The sequence below is a fragment of the Catellatospora sp. NPDC049111 genome, from assembly GCF_040648615.1.
GTDB lineage: Bacteria > Actinomycetota > Actinomycetes > Mycobacteriales > Micromonosporaceae > Catellatospora > Catellatospora aurea.
The window spans coordinates 80,585-102,861 of sequence record NZ_JBEZEB010000029.1; the positions used below are offsets into that span (position 1 = coordinate 80,585).

Genomic DNA, 22,277 nt, shown 5'->3' on the forward strand with positions numbered 1-22,277 from the left:
GGACGACCCGTGACCCAGCACGAAGACGCCGACGACGCCCTCGACCTGCCGGACGGCGCACCGCGTCCGTACCTGCTGGCCGGGTTGGACGACGACCCCGCGGACCGCAGGGCCGGCGCCTGGAATCCCAAGCTCGCCCTCGCCGCCGGCCTCGGCGTGGTCGTCGTCACCGCGGCCGCCGTGGTGGCGGCGACCGGAACCGGCAACGGGCCTGTCCTGGCCGACCCCGTGCCGACCCGCGCCGCCGCCGGCAACGGACTCGACCTGCCCGGCCTGCCGCTGCCGGACGGCACCCCGAGCCCCACCGCCTCGCCCGACGCCGGTTCACCCGGTAGCTCGCCAGATCCCTCCCTGCCGGGACAGCCGACGCCCACCGGCGACCCGACCGCAGGACAGCCCCGCCCGACCGGCGCGGGGACGCGGCCGACCAGCGGCGCGGTGGTCCCGAAGCCCACCGCGTCGGCCAAGCCGGTGACGCAGCCGTCCCCGCCGCCGCCCGCGCCGAGCGGCCGGCCGATCGTCAGCCACGACTCCGGCAAGTGCCTGCAGGCAGCCGCGCGCGACGGCGCTCCGGTGCAGCTGTGGAGCTGCAACGGCTCCAGCCAGCAGCAGTGGACGGTCAAGTCGGACGGCACCATCCGCACCGGCGGCTTCTGCCTGGACGCGGCGTGGGCCTCGACCGCCAACGGCACGGTCGTCCAGGTGGCCCGCTGCAACGGCGGCAGCGCCCAGCGGTTCACCCTGAACACGGCTCACGACCTGGTCGGGCGGCAGGCCGACAAGTGTGTGGACGTCCGTGACCACGGCACCGCCAACGGCACCGGCACCCAGCTGTGGACCTGCACGGGAGCCGACAATCAGAAGTGGACGATGCGCTGACCGGGCCGGGTCCGCACCGCTCACCGGTCGCTGTCGGGTCCCTGCTGGATGAGTTCGATCCGCGAGCGCATCTGCAGCTTGCTCAGCACTCTCGACACGTGGGTCTGCACCGTGTTGCGGGACACGAACAGCTCCGCGGCGATGTCCGGGTTGGACATGCCCTTGGCGACCAGCCGGGCGACGTGGCGCTCGGTGGGGGTCAGCGCGTCCCAGCCGTGGGCGGGGCGGCGGCGGATCGTCCGGGGGCCGCGGCGCACGCCGAAGGGGCGCAGCCTGGCCTCGACACGCCGCGCCTCCCAGGTCGCACCGAGATCGAGCCAGGTGCCCAGCGCCTCGGTGAACGCGGCCCGTGCCCCGGCCTGGTCTCCCCTGCCGGCCAGCAGCACGGCCGCCTCCTCCAGCGCGAAAGCGCGGTGCGGCGGCCAGCCCCAGCGCTCGTACTCCTCTGCCACGGCGAGCAGGTCCGCGGCGTCGCCGGCGAGCATGGCGCGGCAGCAGCGGATCGCCAGCAGGCGGTCGGGAGCGGGGTCGGGATCGGCTTGGACGGCGTCGGCTGCCGCGGCGGCGATCGCCGTCTCGCCTCGTGCCAGCGCCGCGCGGACCAGCTGGGTCGCCTCGTCGCTGCGCGACGCGCGGGCCGGGCCCGGCGGCAGGTCGAGGTAGGACGTGCGCAGGGCCAGTCCCGCGGCCGGGTCGCCGCCGGTCTCGGCGTGCATGGCCACGGCCTCGGCGACGACCCCGAAGGCGCTCACCCACCGGGGCTGCGCGACCGGGTCGAGGAAACCGGCGGCGTGCAGCCTGGCGGTGGCGGTCGCATGGTCCTCGCGGTGCATCGCGATGAGCGCCACGATGGCGTGCAGGTAGGACAGCGCCGGTGTCGCCAGCAGTTCCTGGTCGGGCCGGTCGGCGTACATCACGGCGTCGTCCCAGCGGCCGTACATGTAGCAGGCGCCGGCCGCCTGGGCGAACATGATCCCCGCCCGGATGCTGCCCACCTGCTCCGCGCGCACCAGCGCCTCGGCGAGCGAGTCCTCGAGCTCGTCCCGCCGGCCGTTGGCCAGCAGCCGGTGCAGGCGGTTGCCGGTCAGCAGCATCTTCAGGTCGGTGGCCTCGACGTCGTCGCCGAGGGCCGCGATCGCGGCGTCGATGTGGCAGAGCTGGTCGGGCGCGGCGGCGAGGTAGGCCAGGGTGTTGTGCGCGTAGCCGACCCCCAGCGAATCGCCGCAGGCCAGCGCGCTGTCCAGGGCTTCTTGCGCCTCCGCGGCGGCCTCGTCGAGCCGGTCCACGAACGCCAGGATCATCGCCCGCCACGCCTGCAGCCGCGCCTGCCATTGCGGCGGCAGGTCCGCGGCGGGCCGGGTCAGCGCCAGGGCCTGCTCGAACCGGCGCATCCGTCCGGCGGCGCGGATCGCCAGGATGCGCAGCCGCGTCTGGCGTGCCGGATCGGCGGTGCGGTGCAGCACCTGCTCCGCCACCTGGCAGGCCTGCTCGTCGCGGCCGAGCCAGAACAGGGCCAGTGCCAGCCGCCCCAGCAGGGCCTCGTGCTGTTCGCCGGTGGGCACGGGCGAGGCGGTCGCCCGGACCAGCAGCTCGACGGCGACGTCAGGGGCGGCGTACAGCATGGCTTCGGGCAGGCCGGCCAGCCAGGTCAGTGCCCAGCCGTCGACCGGCCCGGAGGTCGCCAGCAGGTGCGGGGACACCTCGTCCACCCCGGCCCCGACCTGCGCCAGGGTACGGGCGGCGTGGCGGTGCAGGCCGTGCCGGACCGCCACGGGCAGCTGGTCGGCCAGCACCTGGCGGATCACGTCGTGGCGGAACGTCAACCGCTCCCCCGCCGCGGCGAGCACCCCCGCGCCGACAGCCTCCTCGGTGGCCGCGGCGAGCTCGGTCATCGGCCGGCCGCTGACCTCGCTCCAGTGGCCCGCGTCGAATTCGCGGCGCAGCAGCGCGGCCAGGCGCAGCGCGCCGACCGTCGCCTCGCTCAGCGAGTCCAGCCGCCGGGTGATCACCGCGACCAGCGAGGGCGCGGTGGTGGTGACGTCCAGGCGCAGTTCGCGCACCGGCCCGTCGGCCACCAGCGCCTGGTCGCGGACCAGCGCCTCGACCATCTCCCGCAGGTAGAGCGGGTTTCCGCCGGCGCGGGCCAGTTCTGCCCGCAACCTGGGGCCGGGCAGGCCATCGGCGAGGCGGGCGGCCAGTGCGGCCGTGTCCGCCTCGGTCAGCGGTTCCAGGTCGAGGTGCACACCCGGGCGCTCCCGCACCAGGCCGCGCAGCCGGGCGGCGGTCGTCCGCGGGGCGGTCGGCCGGCTGGTCAGCACCAGCAGCAGCGGGATCTGGTCGACCGCGCGGCCGAGCCGGTGGCACAGCAGCAGACTCGGCTCGTCGGCCCAGTGCACGTCCTCCAGCACCAGCAGCACCGGCTGCTCGGCGCAGAGCCGGTCCACCAGCGCCAGCATGCGCTCGCCGGCGGCGAGCACCGGGTCGAGCGTGCCGGACTCGACCGGTTCGCCGCGCAGCAGCCGCGCGATGTGCTGCCGTCCGGGATCGGTCGAACCGGCGCTGATGTCGAGGGCGTCGGCCATCATGCGCAGTGGGAACGCGCGCATCAGCTCGTCGCCGCCGGCCCGCAGCACCCGGCAGCCGACCGCCTCGGCGTCCCGTGCCATCGCGTCCACCAGCGCCGACTTGCCGATGCCCGGCTCGCCTTCGAGCCACGCGACACCGCCGTGGCCACCCGCGAGCTTCGCCACGACATCGCGAAGCTGCGCCGCCTCCAGGTCCCGTCCGACGATCATCGTCACAAGTTGCCGCATCCCTAGCTGGGCCGAAAGAACTGGCCTCGCCCACCGGCCGTTACCGGTGGGCGAATGTCACTGATATCAACGATGTCTCGGACACGGCCCGGCAACGAAGGTGTGAAGCTCCGATAACGAGGGGGTGACCACCGTGACGCTGTACTCCGTCCCGAAAGCGCCTGATCTGCCGGACCGCGGCCCGTTGCGGGTCCGGGTGTTCGTCGCCGACGACAACCTGGTGATGCGGCTCGGCCTGCGCTCCATTCTGGAGACCCACGCCCGGGTCGCGGTCGTCGGCGAGGCCGGGGCCGACCCGGACTCGCTGCACCGGGGACGGCGGCTGAGCCCTGACGTGGTCGTGATCGGCGCGGGCCAGCACCAGCGCAGGCTGGAACAGAGCCTGTCCGGCCTGGCCGCCTCGGCCGCGGTGCTGGTCGTCGCCGACACCGACGAGTCGCACCAGGTCCAGCAGGCGCTGCGGCTGGGCGTGACGAGTTACCTCGTGCACGGCCAGTTCACCGCCGACGACCTGGTCGACGCGGTGCTCTCCACGGCCCGCCGCCAGCCGTACCTGTCGCCCGGGGTCCTCAGCGGCATCGTCGGCACGTTCCGCGACTCGGCGCTGCCGCCACCGGCGCCCGGCGCGCCGCCCGCCGACCACCGGCTGTCGCGGCGCGAAGCCGAACTGATGGAGCTCATCGTGCTGGGCCGGACCAACCGGGAGATCGCCCAGACCCTGTACATCAGTGAGAAGACGGTCAAGAACCACGTCAACCACATCTACGCCAAGCTGTCCGCCCGCAACCGGGCCGAGGTCATCGCGGTGTGGCTGGGGCTGCGCGCCGCACCGGACCGCTTCGCGGCGTGAATCACCGGACCCGGCCTGCGGGCCGGGGCCGGGTGCTTCACTCCTGGTCGAGCGACCCTGCCTGGGTGACCAGGTCGTCCAGCCTGGCCTCGATCTCGCCGATGGTGTGCGCGGCTGCGCCGCCCCCGTGCGTGATCAGCCGGGTCGCGTCGTCGAGCAGCGTCGCGATCTCGATGCCGAGCGCCCGCTCCAGCACCGGCGGGTCGGCCCCGCCGTGAGCCCGCACCGACGCGGCGAGTTCGTTCAGGACCTGCCGGACCGCGTTGACGCGCACCCGCAGCAGCGAGTTCGGCCCCATCCGGACGGCGATGTCGGCGGGGCCGACCTGGTCACCCGACAGGTACGCCGACCACCGTACGGACGTCTGGCCGTTCCCGGCGACCAGCACGCCGCGGTCGACGCTCCACGGTCCCGCCGCCACCACGAAGATCGTCTCCGGCTGGTGGTCGGACAGCTCCTGGATCTGCTCGCGCAGGTCGCCGGTGGTCTGATCGGCCGCGACGAGCACGACCCGGGGTTCGCCGCCCGCCGGGTTCACCACCGCGTCGGTGGCCGCCGCGATCAGCACGGCCGGATCGAGCCCGGGTGCGCCGAGCACGACCGTCGTGTCGGCGAGCGGAGCCAGCGCGGCGGCCTGCGCGGCCAGGTCGACGGGTACGGCTGGAGTGTCCTGCGGGGGCAGCACCGCAAGCACCGACGGCTGTGCCGCCGCGTGCCAGGTGTGGCCGGTGCGGCCTTGGCCGTCCGGCTCGCCCAGCGGCCGGAAGGCGCCGACCGCAAGCGGGGTGGGCACGGTCAGCAGGATCGTCGGGATCAGCGGCGTGGTGGCCGAGCCGGACGACGTGGCCGGAACGGCCGGGGAGTCCTCGCCGAGCACCGTGCCCACCGGCGGGGCCGGCAGAGTCGGCGCAGCGCTCGGGGGCAGCAGCGTGCTCGGGGACGCGTCGACCGACGGCGGCACGCTCGGCGACAGCAGCGTGCTCAGCGGCAGCAGCCTGCTCGGCGACGCGTCGAGGGACGGCGTCACGCTCGGGGACAGCAGGGTGCTGGGTGTCGGTGACGGCACCGGGGTGAGCGACGGGCTCGGCGTCAGTGACAGGGTCGGGACCAGCGGACCGGTCCGCGACGGACCGGGTGCTGAGGGTGCGGCCGGGCTCAGCGGCGACGTCTCGACCAGGCTGTCGGCCGAGGTCACCGTGATCAGCGGCACCGCGGCGAGCGACGCGGTCGTCGACGGCACGACAGGTACTGCCGGGACCGCCGGGCGCGATGCGCCGGACCGGGTGAACTTCAGCGGCGGCCGCGGGGCCGCGAGCGGCGGAGGCGGGGGCGCCACCGGGATGAGCGGGCCGGCCGACGTGGACCCCTGGTCGGCAGGCTGCGTACGCCGGGGGTCCGGTGGCAGCGGGGCGAGGTTGAGGTTGAGTCCGCGCCCGATCACGGCCGCCGTGTGGATCGCGGCAGCCCGGCCGTGGTCGGCGAGCGCCTCCATGACGTCGATGAGCGGGGCGGGGTCGTTCAGCGCCTGCATGACCTGATCCCACAGGGGCGCGCTCGGGTCGACGTGGCCGAACCTGGTGGTGATGGCGTCGGTGGGGGTCAGCCCGAGGGTCCACCACCGCACGATCTCCGCGGCCCGGTCGGCGAGCGCCTGGACTTTGTCGTCGCCGTGTGTGTCCTCCAGCTCGGCCATCCGCCGCTGCGCGTCGCGGACGTGGGCGTTGTGGCGCAGCCGCTCGCGTACCGCCTGCTCGAACGTCTGCCGCAGGGTCCAGGAGTCGCGGTACAGCTCGGCCAGTTCGTCGGCCGGCAGCGGGTTCGCCGCCAGGTCGCGTTGCACCGCCTCGGGCAGGCGGGTGGCCGCGACGGCGGCCGTCTCCGGGCGGCCGTCGGCGTCGGTGCGGTACACCCGGCCGGTCGGGTCGCTTCGGTGCCGGATCACCTCGCCGTCGGCTGCGGTGTGCTCGACCAGGATGTCCCGCCCTAGTTCGCGGGCCAGCTGGCGGGTGGTGTGCACCGGGTTGAGCGCGAGCACCGAGACCCGCGGCGGGAGCGCGGTCGGCCCGACGGCGGTGCGGCCCTCGGGCACCGGCCGGGTGGCGTTTACCCAGTTGATGACCTCGGTGGTGCGGGTCCGCCACTCCGCCACCAGGGCGGTGTTGTTGGCGGTCGGGTCGACCGCGAAGGCAGGCGCGTCGAGCCATTGCCCGTAGGACTCCAGGCCGGCCGCCAGCCGGTCGGCTTCGGCCTGCCGGGTGGGGTCGGCGCGCAGCTCGTCGAGGGCGGTCTGCATCCGCTGGGCGAGCGTGTGCTGCCGGGACCAGTCCAGCACCGCGCGGTAGGTCTCGTGGGCGATGTGGGCCGCGCTGCTGGTGAGCACGACGGGCCTGGTGTCGCGAGGGCGGTCGGCGCCGAGGTTCGGCTGGCGCGCCAGGTTGGCCAGGTTGCGGGCGTCACGGCCGAGCTGGTCGCGCAGCACGCCTGCGACGTTGCCGGGGGCCTGGTCGGCGGGCATCCCGCGGTCGGCCGCGGCGGCCAGCTGCTGGTCGAGGTTGACCCGGGGGGCCCAGGGCGGCAGCGGGGTCCACGTCACCGGGTCGTCGGCGGGCGCGGCCGCCGCTCTGCGCTCGTCGAGCCGCCGCTGCAGTTCAATCATCTCGTCGATGAACAGTTCCATGTAGACGTCGCCGGTCACCGGGTCGCTGTGGAACGTGCCGGCCGGCATCGCGGGGCCGAACAGCTTCTGGTGCGTGCGGTGGGCGGTGAACGTGGCCAGGGCCCGCACGCGCACCAGGTAGACCGGGCCTTGCTGCTTGAGGTGCTGCTCGCGCCGGTAGTTGCCGGTGCCGGCGGCGTTCTGGCCCCGGGGGGCCATGCGGGCGGCGCTGGTGCCCTCGTTGGCCATGTTCTTGCCCCAGGCCTCGTCGGCGTGCGCGGGATCGTTGACGCTGACGAGTTCCTTCTGGCCGATGCCGCCGTCGAGGGTGGCCGCCCATGCGTCGCTGGACATGCCGGCGGTCGTGCCGGTCTGGTGCTTGGCATAGCGGCCCGTGCCGGTGGCGTCGACGATCTCGGAGATGATCTCCATGTCGAACACTTCGGCGTGCATGTCCAGGGCGACCTGGTCGCTGGAGTGGCCGGGCACGAACAGGCCCTCGGCAACGCGGTAGCCCTCCGGCCGCAGCGCCTCGGGCAGGTGGTTGGTCAGGTGCGAGCGTGACAGCAGCACCGGCAGCGCGATGCTGCCCCGGTAGCGGGCGCTGTCGGCGCCGCTGCCCAGGGCACGGGCCAGCAGCTGCCGGGCCACGGGCAGGGCGTCGTCGAGCAGCACGGCGGTCAGGTAGGCGTCGCCGGGCAGCGGAGGCACCGGTGTCAGGTCGGGCAGCTGCGACGGCCCGGCGATCGGCGGGGTCTCGGCCAGTCCGCGCGGCACCTTCAGCTCGACGGTGCCGGTCCGTTCGGCGGTGACCGGGGTGCGGTGCCCGGCCATGAGGCGGTACGCGCGCATCGCGATCGTGTTGAGGATGCGGCCGACCATGTCGAGGCGGACCACGTCGACCCTGAGCGTGTACGGGAACCGCACCCGGTAGTGGCCGCTCCAGTCGTACACGGTCTGCTCGGTCGTGCCGACGGTCGCGATGCCGGTGCGGCGGCTGTTGCCCTCGGCCAGGCCGATCGACGGGCCGCCCGAGGTGCCGTGGTCGCCGCTGAAGCCGACCTTGCCCACCGTGTACGAGCGCGAGCCGGAGCGGCTGGCGCCGCTGCTGTGCTGGACGTAGCCGTGCCCGTAGTTCTCCACCCCGGACTCGGCGATGAACGAGCGCACCTGCGGCGGGCCGTCGATCTCGAAGCGCAGGTTGACCGCCACCACGTCGGCGGTGGCCCAGCCCACCGGGTTGACCAGGTAGAGCCACACCCCTTCGGTGTGCATCATGTCCTCGTAGAGGGCGTGATCACGGCCGCCGGCGAGCATGCCCTGCAGGGCGTCGATGCCGCCCTGCAGCCGGCCGATGTTGCGCCCGTTGTCGGTCCACACCTCGGGACGCCGGCCGAGCAGTCCCGGGGCGGCGCGTTCGATGGCCTCGAACACGGTGGTGAAGACGTCGGTCTGGCGGCCGTCGGGGGTGGGGTCGAGGGTCGCGTCGGCGACCGCGGCATGGCCGAGTGCGCGCGGACCGGGGCGGGTCAGGTACTCGGGCACCCCGACGTTGGCGAACGCGTCGGCCGGGTCACGCAGTTGCAGGTTCACGTCCGCGGTGAGGTCGAAGCGGGTGGCGAACGCGTCGCGCACGTCCTGGTCGACGACGGGGGTCTGCAGCGTGTTGTGCCGGGTCCGCAGGTCCAGCGCGAACGCGCGGCGGCGCACGTCACCGGGGGCCGGGACCGCGGGCGCAGGGGCCGGGGCGGCGGCAGGGGCGACGGGGGCCGCGGCCGGGGCGGGCTGGGCCGCGGCGGTGCTCTCGCGCTGCCAGCGGGTCAGCACGGCGGCCACGGTGTCGCCGGGCAGCACCAGCTGGCCCCGCTGCCACCGGGTCATCGCGTCGAGCAGCTGGGCGTCGTTGAGCGGCACCCGGTTCTCGCCGTAGCGGGCCAGCGCCTCGGGCTCGGACAACAGGTAGATCATCCGACGGTGGTTGACGTTCCTGGTGTCGGTGTTGGCCCTGGCGCCGATGACGGGAACGTTGCCGCCCGCCACGAAGACGATCTTTCCCTGGCGCTCGTACGAGGCGCGCACGGTGAGGTCGACCCAGGTCTCGAAGGCGTACGCGCGGTGGAAGTCGAGGTCGAGGAACTCCTTGGCACCCGTGCGTCCGTGGTTCTCCGACTTCGTCCAGCCCCAGCTCTGGCTTGCCGCGAACTCGGGCCCGACGTTGGTGAGCCCGTCGGCCTTCGGGTCGCCGCCGACGCCGAACGCGATCTTCTCCACGCTGACGGAGTGGCTGCTGCTCGCACTCGTGGAGGCCTCCGACAGCTGCAGCTTGATCAGGCCCAGCACGTACTTGTCGGCGGTGGCGCCGACGAAGGTGCTGTCGCCCATGGTGCCGGACACGGCCAGGCCGCCGTGCTCGTCGGCGACCAGGTGGGCCTTGAACAGCGTGTCGGTCGTGTACAGGTGCTGCATGATCTCCTTGGCGTGGGCGCCCAGGCTGATGGTGCCGCCGAAGTTGGACACCTCCTCGTCGGTGGCCTGGCCGGGGCCGGTCAGCCGGGGCTGCAGCTCGCGCATCGCCGGCAGCACGCCGGTGGTGTCGAAGTAGGAGATCACGGCCTGGTCCAGCACGCCCGCGTCGGTGGGCTGGGCCGCTCCGAGGGCCATGGTCGGCGAGTTGAACGCGGGCGGCAGGTGCACCGTCGCCAGATGATCCCGGCGCGGGGCCGGGGCGAACTCCGGGGTCCCGTCGTCGTACTCCACGGTGACCCGGAAGCGGCTGGGCAGCCGGAACTCGTCGAGCTGACCGGGATACTCCAGCAGCTCGGGGCGGTTGGACAGCAGGCCCGTACGCGTCCAGAACTCCTTGCCGACCTTGCCCTCGACGCCGCCGCGCAGGAACTGGCCGAGCGGGATGTCCTTGATTCCGCCGCTGACCTTGGCGCCGATCACGAAGTCGCGGCCGCCGCCCACGCCCTGGCCGGCGTTGTCCATACCCATGCCGAGGTTGACCATGTGGTACTCGTCGGTGCGGCGGATGAAATGGACCGACGTCCCGTCGGGTTTCGTCGCCCCCGCGTACTGCTGGGCGCTCAGGGTGACCCGCGCGCTGCGCACGTGGCCGCGCTTGTCGCGGTGGCGCAGGGTGAAGGTGACCCCGTCCTGGTGCAGGCTGTTGTAGTGCGAGTCCAGGCCGTTGCCGGAGACCATCTTGTCCACCAGTTCGAGGTTGTCGAGCTGGCTGTCCAGTCCGGCCTTGCGGGTCCACTCGACGTTCTGGTCGCCGGTGTGGAACGGGCGGGCGGCGTCCGGCGGCAGGAAGCCGCGCTCACGCAGCTCCGGCAGCAGGAAGCCGCGCAGCTCGTCGACGGCTGACGGGTCGACCCGGACGAGCCCCTGCCCGATGCCGTGCCCGTCGAGCACGTGCCGCGGCAGCGCCACCGCGCGGGGCGCGTTCGGCATGTGGCCGGTGTTGCGCAGCAGCCCCGGCTGCATCGGCACACTGGGCACCGCGGGCACGGCCGGCCCGGTGCCGGCGGCAGCGGCCGCGGCGGCGGCCGTCAGCTGGTCCTGAAGCGCCTGCGGCAACGCCGCCTGATCGACCGTGAAGCCGTGCGTGAACGCGTCGGGCTCGGGGATACGCAGCAGCGCGCTGCCGGGCACCCACGGCGTCGGCACCGCCACGGCGTCGGGGTTGGCGCGCACCGCGACCCTGGCCCGGAACTGGAATCCGACGTGGTATCCGCCGGTGAAGCCGGTGTAGCGCGCCACGTGCACCCACAGCCCGGCCCGGCCCGCGCTCGCGCTGTCGAAGTTGTGCCAGTTGAAGCCCGCGTACAGGCCCGGGCCCAGGGACAGCCACGGCAGCGGCACCAGGTCGACGTCGAAGGTGCCCTTGATGCTGCTGGAGTTGCGCATGGACTGGCCGCCGCTGTTGCCCGCGATGGCCGTGGCGATCTTCTCGACGTGGGCCTTGTCGCTGGTGCTGCCGACCCGCACCGTGCCGTCGGCCAGCCGCTGGGCGTGCACGGCGACGTCGGCCACCACCCGCCCGCGCTCGTGCAGTGTGAAGTGGTAACCGTCGGGGTCGTTGACCGCGGTGTCCAGGTGGGCGTCGAGGTTGGACAGCTTCTGCAGCAGCTCCTTGCGGGTGTCACCGCCGATCTCCATGGCCAGGCCGCCGGCGCGCAGGTCGCTGATGATGGTGTCGGCGAGTTCCGGCAGGCCGGTGATGCCGGAGGCGAAGTATGTGGCCGGAATCCGCGTGAGGTTCCGGTCGAACTCCGCCCGCTGCGGGCTGCCCACCGGCGGCGGGGCCGCCTGCACCTGCGGGCCCGCGGTCGCCAGGTTGTGGTCGGCGACGGCGAGGATCAGCTGCTCGGCCGACGTGCTGGCGACGTTGTGGACACCGGTCTGCCCCCATGCCTGCGCGGGGTCGGTGCGTATCTGGAAGCTCCACCCGGGTTCGAGGGCGAGCAGCGTGGAGTCGGCCCGGGTGTCCTCGACATGGCCGCCCTCGGCGTCCTTGATGTACCCGGTGCTGCGCGTGGTGATGTTGGCCGCACCCGAGATCGAGAAGCCCAGCTTGGCCACCTGCAGCACGACCGGGTCCAGCCCGAGGGCGAAGCCCGCGGCCAGCGTCAGCCGCAACGCCCCGGCCTGCCCGGACTGCCCCTGCGAGTGGGCGCCGGTCTGGAACACGCCGTTGGTGGCCTGGTTGGCGTGGTAGCGGCCCTTGTCCGCGGCACGGCCGGCCAGGGTATCGGTGGAGGTGCCCTGAGCCGGCTGGTCGTACGAGCCGGCCGGGTTGCCCAGTTGGCTCGCCTGGCCCAGTGTCAGCCTGACCAGCACCTCGGCCCCGCCGAGCACCACCGGGTACCCGCTCGGGCTGACCACGTAGCGGTAGTTGGACAGCAGCAGCTGCGGCAGCGCGGTCCACTGCGCGGCGGGGACCTCGACGGCGGCCCGCGCCATCGTCTCCTGCAGCGACCGGACCAGGTCGGCCATCAGCGGCAGGCCCGCGCGGGGGATGCCGATCGGATGCGTCAGGGGGTCCACCGCGACCGGCGTGACGATCAGCGGCGGCGCGGTGACCACCGGGTCCGGCGGTGGCGGCGGCGGGAGGGTCTCGGGCTGTTTGCCCTTCAGGTCCGACGTCGAGGCGACCTTGTCGTCGGGGGTCAGCCCGTCCGGACCCGACGCGGGCGGCACCAGCGGAACCGGCGGCGGAAGCGGAGTCAGCGGGTCCGGCACGGTCGAGTCCGGCTCCAGGACCGGCAGCGGCACGTCGAGGTCAGGCAGCGACGCCGGAAACGGCACCGGCGACGGCGGCGGGGAAGGCGCCTGGAACGGAAGGTGCGGCGGCAGCGACGGCGCACCGAACGGAACCGGCGGCGGTGTGGACGGCGCGCGGTACGGGACCGGCGGTGGGGGCGGCGTCGGAATCCGCGGCGGTGTGGGCGGCAGAGGCAGCGTAGGAGGCAACTGCGGGGAGGGCGGCAATTGCGGCGAGGTCAGCTGTGGTGTGGGCGGCAGCGGCACCGCTGCGCTCGCAGTGGTCTCGTCGGTGTCCGGAACCAGCGGAACCAGTGGAACCAGTGGAACCGGCGCGACCGTGGCCGGGTCCGGCGAAGTCGGCTCGACCTTGGCGGGGGCCGGTCGCACCACCTTGCCCGACAGGTCCGGGGACACCGGCACCGTCGCCATGGTGTGACCGCTCGCGGTCACGACCAGGTGCACGGTGGGCAGGGTCGCGGGGTCCGTCCCGGCGGGGACGAACTCCTGCACGGCGGCGGGCTGCACCAGCACCACGCGCACGCCGAACAGCTCGGCGAGGCTGTTGACCAGGCCCTCGGCGACCAGCGGCGGCGGGGCCTGGCCGACCGTGCCCAGCTGCTCCACCCAGGACACCAGCAGGTCGATCCGCTCACGCAGCCCGGACGGATCGGCGTTCATCAGCGGCCAGGCGTTACCGCTGGTGGCGAGGTCGGCCAGCAGCAGCGCGGCGAACGCCGACCGCAGCCGGTCCGGGTCGACCCGCACGAGCCCCGCCAGGCGGCCGTCACCGTACGCGCCCTGTTGCCGCAGCGCCTCGAAGAACGACGACGGTCCCGCCTGGTTCGCCACGGCGGCGAGCCCCAGGTCGGCCAGCGCCTGCTGCTGCCGGTCCGACAGGGCGTCCGGGCTGGTCGGGTCCGCCGTCGGCGGGGCGGGCGTCCACTGCGGCGGCGCGACGGCCGGGTCGCGCACCGGTGGCGGCAGTTGCGTGACCACGTCGCGCACGGTCTGCAGCATCGGTGCCATACCCGGGCCGATCGCGGCCTGCCGACCGGGCAGCAGCACGTCGCGCAACCGGTCGGACAGCTGCGTGGACGGCGGCAGCAGCGGATCCGGCCGGCCGGCGAGGTCACGCAGCACGTGGTCGAGGTCGGTGAACGCCAGCTCGTCGGCGAACAGGCCACCGGGCACGCCCGGTTCGAGCAGCCGGGAGCCGCCGTTGGCGGCGAACACGGCCGGTGCCGCGTCGAACGGCACCGTGGCCAGCAGGTCGCCGCCGCGGTCCTCGACGACCACGACGGGCCGGGTGCCGTCCGCGGCCGGCGGCCCGAACGGGGTCCGGCCACCGTCGGCCCCGACGAGTTCGACGGGCCTGCCGAGCAGGTGGCCCATCAGGTCCAGCACGATGTGCTCCCGGGGGCGGCCGGACAGCGCGGCGGGCATCCGCTGCAGCGGCAGTCCGTCGGCGAGCCACGCCACGACCTCACCCAGGACCACCTCGTCGGGGTCGGTCAGGCCCAGCGTGGGTATCGCGCCGCCGTTGCGCGCGGCGTCGGCGAGCACCATGCCCGTGATCGCCTGGATCCAGTCGCCGGGCGGGCGGCCGAGCACCGGCAGCAGTCCGGTGGCTCCGTGGAACGCGGCCGCGTTGGCCACGACGGCGAACGGGTGCTCGGCGGTCAGCGGGATCGCGGCGTGCAGGCCGAGCTCGCCGAGCTGCGCGTGGGCCTGCGGGGTGAGCACCTCGTGGCCCGGCCGCGCCTGCCAGAGCAGGCTCGTGGTGACCGGCGGCAGGCCGCTGTCGCCGGCCGGGTGCGCGGACGGCGGGTTCAGCGGTCCCGGGGTGGTGGCGGTCCCTTCGGTCTGCGGCGCGGGTGCGGTCAGCTGCTGCCAGACCCGCTGCGTGCTGGGCAGCGAGGTCGCCGGGACACCGCGCAGGGCGTACAGGAACTCGTGGAAGGCGTCGACGGCCGCGAAGCCCGCCGACGGTGCGAGCATCCCGCCGAGCGGCGGGGGCGGCGTCGGGACGGGGTCGGCGGTCGGCAGGTCCGCGGTCCTGCGCTCCAGTTCGGTCATCCGGCCGAGGCGGGTGGCGACCTCGGCGCCCGCGGCGTCGCGGTGCTGCTCGGCGGTCAGCGGCAGACTGCCCGGCAGGCTGGGGTCGTTGATGGCGGCGTGCACCTCGGCGGTCTCCTGCGCGGTCAGCTCGGCCGCGGCGTCGCCGGCGAGCCGCTGTTGCAGGTCGACGAGCAGCGCCACCCTGGCCTGCCCGGCGGTGGCCGCGGCGGTCAGCTGCTCGGGGGTGAGGGTCACCGGTGCGAGTCCGCGGCGGCGCAGCGCCGAGTTCACCGCGGCCTGCGTCCCGGTAGCGGTGAGCCGCCCCTGCACACCTGCGGCGATGGTCTCGGTGAGGGCCAGCTCGACCTGCTCGCGCGGCGACAGGTTCGCCGCGGGCGGGGCGGTCAGCGTCGCGGTCAGCGCGCCGTCCACGGCGGCCTGCCGTTCGGCCCTGCTGAGCACCGAACCGGGCCGCAGCCGCGCCTGCTGCCGGAGCCGGCCCAACTCCCGGGCCTCGGTGCGGGCCCAGACCCGCTGGTTGCGGATCATGTTGACACGCTGTGCCACCGGTGTCCGGGTGTCCCCGGCGATCCGCTGCTCGCCGGGGGTCAGCGGGCCGAGGTCGTCGAGCGTCGCGTCGTCCTTGCGTTCGCGGGTGTCGTCGCGCGGCAGCGTCACCGGCGGCGGATGCTGCTCGCGTGTCAGGACGGTGTCGCGCTGTACCTGGGTCCGCGCGCCGTCTTTCGGCCGGGCGGCGGTCTGGTTCGCGCCGCCGCGCGGGGTGCCCCCGGGGCGGCCACCGCCGGGGCGGCCGCCGGGGCGGCCGCCGGATGACCCACCCGAGCCGCCGTCGGTCAGCGTCTCGCGCATGATGAGCTGTCCGGTCTGCGGGTCGCGGGTGAGCGCGTCGAGGTCGATGCGCTGCGGGGTGGTCAGGTGCGTCCCGTCCTCGGTGAGGGCGAGCTGCTGCTCCTCACGTCCGGTGGCGGGCGCGAACGTGGCGACCCGCACGTTGCCGTCGCCGAGGTCCACCTCCACGACGTCCAGGTGGTCGCCGCGCACGGGCAGCGCCGACAGCGACGGCCCCGTGCCGGTCGGGTCGGCGTCGGCGTCGGCGGGACGGCCGGGGTCGAACCGGAAGTAGGACACCTGCGACGGCGGCTGCGGGTCCGGCCGGGTCACCACCGGTTGCGGCACCGCACCTGGCGCCTTGACCGTGAAGGCGGGCAGGGCTGTGGACGGGTCAGGGCTCTTGGCGGGGACGACCTGGTAGAGGCCGGTGTCGGTGTCGCGGGCGAGCACCGAGGTGCGGATGCCGTCATCGCCGAGCGGCTGCACCGTGACGTCGCCGATCGGGCTGCCCTCGTGCCAGGTGGAGCCGTCCTCGTCGACCCGGTGGTAGGTGTTGCCGTCCGGTTCGGCGCTGAACTCCGGCGTGTGGGTGAAGGTCACCAGGGCGACGCCGCCTTGGGCGTCGCGGCGAAGCAGCTGGCGGCCCGGACCGCCGTCGGTCGCGGGCAGCGGCAGCCCGGAGTCCCGGTCGACGCTGATAACGGTCCAGCGGCCGGTAGCCCCGTCGTGGACGAGCACCCGTTCACCGACGGAGGCCCGGCCGGTGTCCGGGCCCGAGGCGGGCCGCGTGGCGTGCACGACCTCGACCGGGTCGAGGTGGACCTGGGTGGCCTCCAGGGTGACAGGGTCCAGCTCGAAGTAGGTGAAGCGGTCGGGCGGGCGCGGTCCGGTGTCCTGCGGCGTGGTCGGAGTGGCGGACCCCGTGGTGCCCGGTGCCGCCGGGGCGGTGCCGGTGAGGTCCTGCCCGGTCGTCGTGAGCGGACCGCCGCCGAGCCGGTGGCCGGTGCCAGGGAAGGCGGGCGCGCTGCGGGCGGCGAGGGTGATCAGGTTAAGGCGTCCGGTCGAGGTGTCGTACTGGAAGACCTGCCGTCCGGGTTCCGTGCGCGGCGGCCGTGTCACCGGTGGCGGCGGCAGTGCCGGGGTGCGGGACGCGGTCGTGGAGGGTGTGGCCGAGGGCACGGGCGATGGTGTGCGCGCGGGCGGGGTGACGGCGAGCCCGGTGCTGTCCTGGTCAGGGTTGAGCAGCTCGACGGTGAGTCGGGCCCGCTGGTCGCGGGGCAGCTGCCCGGTGATGGTCGCCAGCTGGTCGGTGACGGCTTGCGGGACGGGCACCCCGGGCACGCCGACGGCGAGCCGTACCCCGCCGGGCGCGGCATAGCGGGTGGTGACGTCGGTGGCGGGCGAGCCGGTGAGGTCGGCGGGGCGGGCCCACAGGCCGCCGGGCAGCACCTGCAGCACCCAGCCGTCGGCGAGGGCGTACGTGTCCGGGTCGCTCGCGGGTGGCAGGTTCCCGGGAACGGTCCGGACCGGCATCGGTCCGCCGGGCCGGCGCACGTCGAAGTACGCGGCGTACGGCGCGAAGGCGAGCCGCCCGTCGGGCCCGACCGGCACCGTGGTGGACGGGTCGGGCCGGGTGCCGCCCAGCAGCGCCGCGTCCACCCGCACGGGCACGCCCACAGCCGTGGCCAGCGCCTGCGCGTCGGCGAACGTGTGGCCGGGCCGAACCACCCGCAGGTCGAGCACGACGTGCTGGCGCACCTGCGCGGGCAGGCCCTGGACGTAATCGGTGAGGGTGTCGGGGTCGGCGAAACCCGGGTCGGGGATCAGCCGCAGCACGTTGGCGGCCCGGGGCAGCCCGGCCAGTTGCCGCTGCACGTCGGCGGGCATGACCGGGTCGCCGGTGGCGGTCAGGAACACCCCGCCGGGCACCCGCACCGCGTTGCCGGGCCCGGCCGGCTGGACCGCGGTGTCGGTCAGCCACAGCTGCCAGCCGGGCATCCCGTGGGCGAGCACGTCCGGGCGGGCCGCCGGCGGCAGCGCCGCCAGCAGAGTGGTGACCCGGTCGCGGACCGCGTCGGGCACGGTGGTGCCGGGCAGTCCGACGGTCAGCTGCGGCATCGCGCCGGGTGCCCGTTCGGACGGCAGGCGCGGCATGGTGATCCCTGGTGGCAGCTGCTCGGGGCGCACCCAGACGCCGTCGGGGGTCTGCTCGGCGACCCAGCCGTCGGTCAGCTGGTACCGCCACACCCGGTCCCCGGTGCGCATGCCCTGCGGCGGGCGCTGCGCGGGCGGCGGCCGGTCCGCCGGATAGACGAGGAACTCGGTGGCGAACTCCGCGAACGTGGGGCGTTGCCGGGCGTCGAGCGGCACGACGCGGTCGGTGGCGTCGCGGCGGCCGGGCAGCATCGCCGCGGGCAGCACCAGCGGTCCGCGGCGGCCCCCGAGCACGGTCGTGGCCAGCCGTACCGCCTGGTCGGTGGTCATGCCCACGCCAGTGGTGTAGCGGACGATCATCCGGTCGGTGAGTGACGGCGGCAGCGCGGCGATGGTCCGGGCGACCGCGTCGGGTGTGACGCCCGGCCCGACGACCAGGGTGGTGCGGTTCGGGGCGGCGGGTGCGAATTCGGCGTCCATCCGCGCCGCCCGGGTCTCGTCGGCCCGGTAGAGCGCGATGCCCGCCGGTACCGGGCGCAGCAGGTGGGATGAGGGCAGGTCGATCGCGTCCAGGTCGACGCCCTGCGGGCCGCGGTCGAGGCGGTACGGCTCCGGCTCGTGCCACGGGGTGGGCACCTGGTGGGTGGTGCCGTCGTCGGTGAGGAAGACCAGCCCGTCCTCGGTGACGCGGGTGAGGATGGCGGTGTCGCCGCGCAGGCCGCGCATCTGCGGGTCGAGTGCCGACAGCTGTCCGTCGCTGGCGAGCACGACGCCGTCGACGGCGTGCGTGAACACGTCACCGACCAGTTGCCAGCCCGTCTCGGGGTAGCCCTGCTCGCCCAGGCGCGCTGGGCCGCCGGTCCGGGTGTCGGCCGGGGTGGTCGTCGACGTCGTCGCCGGGTTCGTACCGAGCTCGGTGGCCAGCTCGACGGCCAGCTCCGCGGCCCGCTCGGGCTGGTTGTGGTGCAGCGCCTGCGCGACCGCGGCGATCGCGGGGCGGTGGCCGTCCAGCGGGGCGGGGGCGGGCAGGTACTGCTGGACCAGGTCCTCGGCCCGTCTGATCACCAGTGCGGCGTCGGCGGGTTTGAGTTTGCCGATGGTGACCTCGGGATCGGCCCGTACCGAACCGTCCGTGTCCTGGTCGGGATCGGACTCCGGCGTGCCCTGACGGCTCGGCTGGCCGCCGCTGGGCGGGCCGCCGAGACCGCTGGGCGCGGTCATCATGAAGACGAACGGATTCTGCGTGGTCACGGCCGGGTGCAGCAACTGGTTGTACGGCGACAGCGGGTCGGGCGGCAGCCCGAGCAGCGCGCGCAGCTCGTCCTTGGTGGTCGGCAGGGACAGGTCGCGGGTCGCGTCGAAACTCGCCGTGGTGTCGAACGTCGTCTCGCCGAACTTCGCTCCGGCCTCAAACTTGTCGCCGTCAAGGCTGGTCAGGTCGGTCCGCACGCCGTCGCTGTCGGTGTCGCTGAAGGCGCTGCCGTCGGTGTCGCCGAACAACGAGCCGGTGTCGGACGTGGTGGTCGAGAAGCCGCCGGTCGTGTCCGGTGACAGCGGCGCGTCCAGGTCGACGGCGGTGTGGTCCTGTTCGACGACCACCGGCGGCGCCGCCGCGCTGGTGGCCGTCTCGTGGGTGACCGCAGGCGGGGTGGCCGGGTCCTGGACGACCGGCGGCGGCGGGACCGCCGGGCCGGTGATGGTCCGCACCTGCGGTGCGACGGGGCCGCCGGCCGGGACGGATCCGGGCCGCTGCGGCGGCGGGGTGGTGGCGGTCGTGGCCGGCCGGGTCTGCGGCGCGGCGCCGGACTCGCCCGGCTGACCGGTCGTGCTGCCCGGTGCCGGGGTGAAGGTGCCGGACAGGTGGAAGTCGCCGTCGAAGCGGCCGCTGCCCTGCACCTCGCCGACGATGACCTGGTCGCGCACCCCGATCGTGGCCTTGTCGAACAGCCCGTCGAAGGTGCCCTGGAAGCCGCCGGTGCCGGTGAACGTACCGGTGCGGGGCGGCTGGCCGGGCGGGGTCAGGGTGCCGTCAAAGGTGATGGTGCCGATGAACGTCTTCGGGTCGGGGAAGATGCCCTTGAACGTGAAGTCGCCGTCGACGACGGCCGGCCCGTCGAAGCCGTGCGGGCCGGCGTCGAACTCGATCGGGTTGCCGTCCAGGCCCGGGATGTCGATGTTGCCGACGTCGCCGTCCAGGCCCGCCATCGTGCCGCCGCCCTTGGTGCGGTGGCCGATCCAGTCCAGGACGCCTTCGACCGCGCCCGCGGACGCCGACGCCCACTCGTTCTCCTTCTGCTCGCGGCGTCCGGTCAGGATCAGGTCGGCGATCTGCTCGGTGCTCCACTCGTGCAGCGCGCCGATGCCCGCGAACCCGACGATCGAGGTGACGAACTTCTGCCCGAAGATCTTCCCGAACCCGGCGAACAGGGTCGGCCCGAGCACCCCGCCGATCGCCCCGGCCAGCGCCGCGCCGGCGGTGCGCTTGGTGTCCCACTGGGTACGGGTGTGCGTGATGAACAGCTGGGTGAACTGGATCGCGACGTCGAGGCCGACCTGCAGCACCACGCCGAACACGATCGACACGATCAGACGCCGGAAGAACGTCTGCGACATGTACCGCCCGAAGGTGATCAGCGCGGAGATCCAGCCCGACGCCCACGCCGACGTCGGCGGGAACGACACCCATGGCAGCAGCATGACGATCTGCGCCGTGAGGATGGCCAGCTGGCCGAGGATCGACGCCTTGGTGTACTCGACGTTGGTCCCCGCGCCGTCGGCGAACCGCCCCAGCTTGCCGCCCGCCTCCACCAGCGCGTGCAGGGCGCCACCGTCGACCAGCTCGGACAGCTTCGCCCGCATGGCCGACGCGGCGTCACCCTGCCAGCCCGCGCCCGCGACCGCGCCGCTGATCTCGACGATCTCCGCCTCGGCCGCGATCATCGTGGTCTCGAACGCCGCCCAGACCTTTGCCAGCGCCCAGAGCTGGTCCTCGTCGGCCTGCGGCCACGACTCGCCGGTCACCACGAGGAAGAACTTGCCCACCCATTCGGGCACGTGCATACCCACGGTTCACACCCCGGGGCGAGGTCGTACGGCGGCCATGCTCAGCTGCCCTCGACCGAGCCGAACGAGCGCCCAGAACGCTTGATGTGCTCGCCCATGTTCTTCAGCAGCGCCGCGAGGTTCGCCGACCCCTCGACGACCTCGTCACGGCCCTTGCCGTACTCGGCAACGAACTTGCGGGCGAACTCGTCGTCGCGGCCCCAGGGCTGGCCGAGCGCGTTGATCCCGCTCACCAGCTTCTCCCGGGCGCCGGCGACCTCGTCGCCGACCGCGACCAGGCGTGACGACACCCCGTTGATCACGCCGCCGTCGACCTTCAGCTGCCGCGCCATTGCGGCCGTCCTCTCCCGAACTCAGGTCAGGCCATCCGGCCCGGCAGGTTGAACCCCGAGATGTCGAGCTGCTCGGGCAGCACCCGGTCCCAGTCGATGCGGCCGGCCATCATGTCGCGCACGCTCATCCCGGCGATCCCGGTGCCCGGCAGAGCGCCCAGCATCTGCTGCAGGGCGCTCTCCCGGGCCCGGTCGACCGTCTCCACGACGATCCGGGACAGCTCGGCGGGAGCCATCCTGCGGTAGTCCTGGGAGTTGAACGTCAGCGAGCGCAGCTCGCCCTGTCCCCCGACGGTCACCGTGACCAGCCCCTGCGGGGAGGTGACGGTGGCCGAGACCTCGGCCACCCGCTGCGTCGCCTCGACCGCCGCGGCGCGGTGCCGGGCGTAGTCGGCCGCGAGCTGCTCCAGGGTGCGGTCCTGGTCCATCGTCGTCTCCTCCTCGGATCATCGTCCGTATTGCTGGGTGCCCCCGGTCGTGCTCTGGCCGGGGCGCGGCCGGGTGGGCGTGTACACCGGGACGTCGGTGGTACCGGTCCCCTGCGTGCCGTCCTCGGCCTGCGTGGGGTCGCCGCCGCGGATGACTCCGGGCGGCACGTCGCCGGCGACGTTCCAGATGTCGCGGTCCTCCTGCAACCACGTGGTGCGTTCGCGTTCCTTCTTCTCGTCCTTGCCGGCGCCCGCGCCCATGCCGCCCATCGGTGGCAGGAACGGCGCGCCACTGCCCTGCCGTCCGCCGACCGGGGCATGCAGGCCGTCGGTGACCAGGCCCCCACGGGCCAGCCCGCCGGCCCCGCCGACCCCGGTCCCGCCGGCCAGACCGGGCGGGGCATTCCCGGCGTACGGGAACGCCGACCGCACCGGCGGTGCGGGCGACCCGGGCGGCGGACTGCCGCCCACTCCGCCGCCCGAACCGGAGCCGGGACCGGAGCCGGGACCGGAGCCCGGCAGGCCGGGCGGGCGGGGTCCGCCCGTGCCCGGCTTGCCGGGGCCGGAGCCGGGCGGCGGAATGCCAGGCAGGTGCGGGGGCACGATGGGACCGCCGGGGCCGCCCGGACCGGAGCCCGGACCGCCGCCGATGGGCGGCGGTGAGCCTCCGCCGAGCGGTGGCGGAGAACCTCCGCCGAGAGGCGGTGGAGAGCCACCCCCGAGCGGCGGTGGCGAGCCTCCCCCCAGCGGTGGCGGGGAACCCCCGCCGAGCGGGGGCGGCGATCCGCCACCGGTGGGCGGAGGAGCTCCCCCGCCGCCGGGCGGAGGCGCGCCGCCACCCGGGGGTGGTGGACCTCCGCCGGTCTCCGGGGGCGGTGGACCGCCACCCGGTGGGGGCGCGCCGCCGCCGGGCGGGGGCGG

Annotated in this window: 7 protein-coding genes; 2 read left to right on the top strand and 5 right to left on the bottom strand. The window is 74.5% G+C overall.

What is annotated here, in order from left to right; all coding sequences use genetic code 11:
- Nucleotides 1–9: 9 nt before the first annotated feature.
- Nucleotides 10–879 carry a ricin-type beta-trefoil lectin domain protein gene (locus tag AB0B66_RS30295; protein ID WP_360536342.1) on the top strand — a complete coding sequence of 290 codons (870 nt, stop codon included), beginning with the start codon at nt 10–12 and terminating at the stop codon, nt 877–879.
- Between the two features lie 20 nt (nt 880–899).
- Here the strand turns inward: AB0B66_RS30295 and AB0B66_RS30300 are convergent, their stop codons facing one another.
- Nucleotides 900–3,674 carry an AAA family ATPase gene (locus AB0B66_RS30300; protein WP_360536344.1) on the bottom strand — a complete coding sequence of 925 codons (2,775 nt, stop codon included), beginning with the start codon at nt 3,672–3,674 and terminating at the stop codon, nt 900–902.
- Between the two features lie 151 nt (nt 3,675–3,825).
- On the opposite strand from AB0B66_RS30300, the gene AB0B66_RS30305 reads away from it, so the two are divergent.
- Complete coding sequence (locus AB0B66_RS30305) at nt 3,826–4,542, top strand: response regulator transcription factor (protein WP_360536346.1); 717 nt, start codon at nt 3,826–3,828, stop codon at nt 4,540–4,542.
- Nucleotides 4,543–4,579: 37 nt separating this feature from the next.
- Here AB0B66_RS30305 and AB0B66_RS30310 read toward each other — a convergent pair whose 3' ends face one another.
- From AB0B66_RS30310 to AB0B66_RS30325, 4 genes are read right to left on the bottom strand one after another with little or no spacing between them, the layout of a single operon-like run.
- On the bottom strand, nt 4,580–20,599 hold the full coding sequence (locus tag AB0B66_RS30310; RefSeq protein ID WP_360536348.1) for a hypothetical protein: 16,020 nt from the start codon (nt 20,597–20,599) through the stop codon (nt 4,580–4,582).
- 38 nt (nt 20,600–20,637) lie between these two features.
- Entirely contained in the window at nt 20,638–20,928 is a 291-nt protein-coding gene (locus AB0B66_RS30315) for a hypothetical protein (RefSeq protein WP_360536350.1), read from the bottom strand.
- Nucleotides 20,929–20,954: 26 nt separating this feature from the next.
- Nucleotides 20,955–21,356 carry a YbaB/EbfC family nucleoid-associated protein gene (locus tag AB0B66_RS30320; RefSeq protein WP_360536352.1) on the bottom strand — a complete coding sequence of 134 codons (402 nt, stop codon included), beginning with the start codon at nt 21,354–21,356 and terminating at the stop codon, nt 20,955–20,957.
- A gap of 18 nt (nt 21,357–21,374) precedes the next feature.
- Nucleotides 21,375–21,959, bottom strand: a complete 585-nt coding sequence (locus AB0B66_RS30325; protein WP_360536354.1) for a hypothetical protein — start codon at nt 21,957–21,959, stop codon at nt 21,375–21,377.
- Nucleotides 21,960–22,277 lie beyond the last annotated feature (318 nt).